Source organism: Paraburkholderia sp. (assembly GCF_035948235.1).
In the GTDB taxonomy this organism is placed as follows: Bacteria; Pseudomonadota; Gammaproteobacteria; order Burkholderiales; family Burkholderiaceae; genus Paraburkholderia.
Map to the genome: position 1 here is coordinate 1 of NZ_DASZJJ010000198.1, position 2,182 is coordinate 2,182.

At 67.2% G+C, this 2,182-nt stretch carries 2 protein-coding genes; both read left to right on the top strand.

Annotation, left to right across the window (positions count from 1 at the left end; translation table 11 throughout):
* Nucleotides 1-16 precede the first annotated feature (16 nt).
* Complete coding sequence (locus tag VG320_RS16975) at nt 17-1,699, top strand: fatty acid--CoA ligase (RefSeq protein ID WP_327201250.1); 1,683 nt, start codon at nt 17-19, stop codon at nt 1,697-1,699.
* A 48-nt stretch (nt 1,700-1,747) separates the two neighbouring features.
* Nucleotides 1,748-2,182 (top strand): LysR family transcriptional regulator (locus VG320_RS16980; protein WP_327201251.1); only part of this gene is annotated, 435 nt, incomplete at its 3' end.

Consider the following 2,182-nt stretch of genomic DNA (forward strand, 5'->3'; position numbering starts at 1 on the left):
CAAGGTGGGCAACACGATGGACCAGGACGACACGGCGTACGCCTATCCGCTCCTCATCAAGCAGTTGCTGCATACGACGCTCGCGACCTGTCCCGAGCAACAGATCGTCTATGGCGATACCGTCCGCTACACGTACTGGAACTTCCGGCATCGGCTTGGTCAGCTGGCAAGCGCGCTCGCCGCTGCGGGCGCGAGCGCGGGCGACACCGTGGCGGTGATGGACTGGGACAGTCATCGCTACCTCGAATGTTATTTCGCAGTGCCGATGATGGGCGCGGTGCTGATGACCGTGAACGTGCGGCTATCGCCCGATCAGATGCTCTACACGCTCAATCACGCGGCGGCCTCCGTGCTGCTCGTGCATCGGGACTTTCTGCCGCTGCTGGACAGCATTCGCGCGCGGCTCACGACCGTGCGCACCTTCATTCTGATTGGCGACGACTCTGACGATTCCAGCCATCCAGCGGGCTTTCACGGCGAGTATGAAGCGCTGGTGAACGCCAGTTGCCCCGACTACGCCTTTCCCGACTTCGACGAGCACACGCGCGCGACGACGTTTTACACCACCGGCACGACGGGCCTGCCCAAAGGTGTGTCGTTCAGCCATCGCCAGCTCGTGCTGCACACGCTGGCGGGCATGGCGGCGCTTGGCAGCGCGCGCGAGCAGGGGCGGGTGCATCGCGAAGACGTCTATATGCCGATCACGCCGATGTTCCATGTGCACGCCTGGGGCATGCCCTATATCGCCACGGCCATGGGGCTCAAGCAGGTGTACCCGGGCCGCTACGCGCCACAGAGCCTGCTGCGCCTGATCGAGCGCGAGGCGGTGACGTTCTCGCATTGCGTGCCGACGCTGCTCGACATGATCCTCGCCTGTCCCGAAGGCGCGGCGGTCGATCTGTCGCGCTGGAAGGTGATCGTGGGCGGCTCGCCGCTTTCGGAAGGGCTCACGCGCGCCGCGCTCGCCCGCGGTATCGACGTGTATACGGGGTATGGCATGTCCGAGACCTGTCCGCTCCTCACGCTCGCCCAGGCGCGCGGCGACGGCGCGCGCGAAGGCGGGATCGAGGTGCGCACGCGTGCGGGCACGCCGCTGCCGCTGGTGGACCTGCGCATCGTCGACGAGCATATGCGCGACGTGCCGCGCGACGGTAAATCGGCGGGCGAGGTGGTGGTGCGCGCGCCGTGGGCCACGCAAGGCTATCTGGGCGACGTGGACGCGAGCGCGGCGCTATGGGCGGGTGGCTATCTGCATACGAACGACATCGGTGTGATCGACGCCGAGGGGAGTCTGCAGATCACTGACCGCATCAAGGACGTCATCAAGACCGGCGGCGAATGGGTCTCGTCGCTGGAACTGGAAAACCTGCTCTCGACCCATCCCGGCGTGCGCGAGGCGGCCGTGATCGGCGTGCGCGACGCGCGCTGGGGCGAGCGGCCGCTCGCGCTGGTCGTGCTGGCTAGCGGGCACGAGGGCGTGACGCCCGAGCAGTTGCAGGCGCATGTCAGGCGCGTGGCCGAGCGCGGCCTGATCTCGCGCTATGCGGTGCCGGAACGTCTCGTGATCGTCGAGCGCCTGGAGCGCACGAGCGTCGGCAAGATCAACAAGCGCGCGCTGCGCGAGCGCTATCAGGACGACGCCGCCAAACGCCAGCCCCCCACCCGGGGGGCTGCCCGTGCGCGGGCGCCGCGCCGATAATGCACGCTCCCATGGCGGCGCGCCGCCTTGTACAAACCGCGGATCATGATGGACATGCTCGAAAACATGCGTACTTTCGTACGCGTCGTGGAGGCCGGCAGTTTCACGGCTGCGGCGAGGCGCATGGATACTTCGACGGGCATGGTGTCCCGCGCGGTCTCCCAGCTCGAAGGCTATCTGGAAACGCGGCTGCTGCAGCGCACGACGCGCCATCTCGCCGTGACCGAAAGCGGGCGGCGCTACTTCGAGCGCGTGCGGCCGATTCTAGGCGAGGTTGACGAAGCCAATGCCGAGGCGCGCAATGCGCTCGTGCGGCCCTATGGGCGGCTGCGCGTGCATGCGATGCCGGGGCTCGGGCAGCGGCACGTGACGGCCTCGGTGGTCGCTTACCGCGAGCTTTACGCCGATGTCGGTGTCGAACTCACGCTCTCGCAGCGCCTGCCCAATCTGGTCGAGGAGGGTTACGACGTTTCCGTGCTGAGC

What these genes read in the sequence shown, in the direction of transcription:
- VG320_RS16975 (WP_327201250.1), top strand. Translation starts at nt 17, where the DNA reads ATGGACCAGGACGACACGGCGTACGCCTATCCGCTCCTCATCAAGCAG.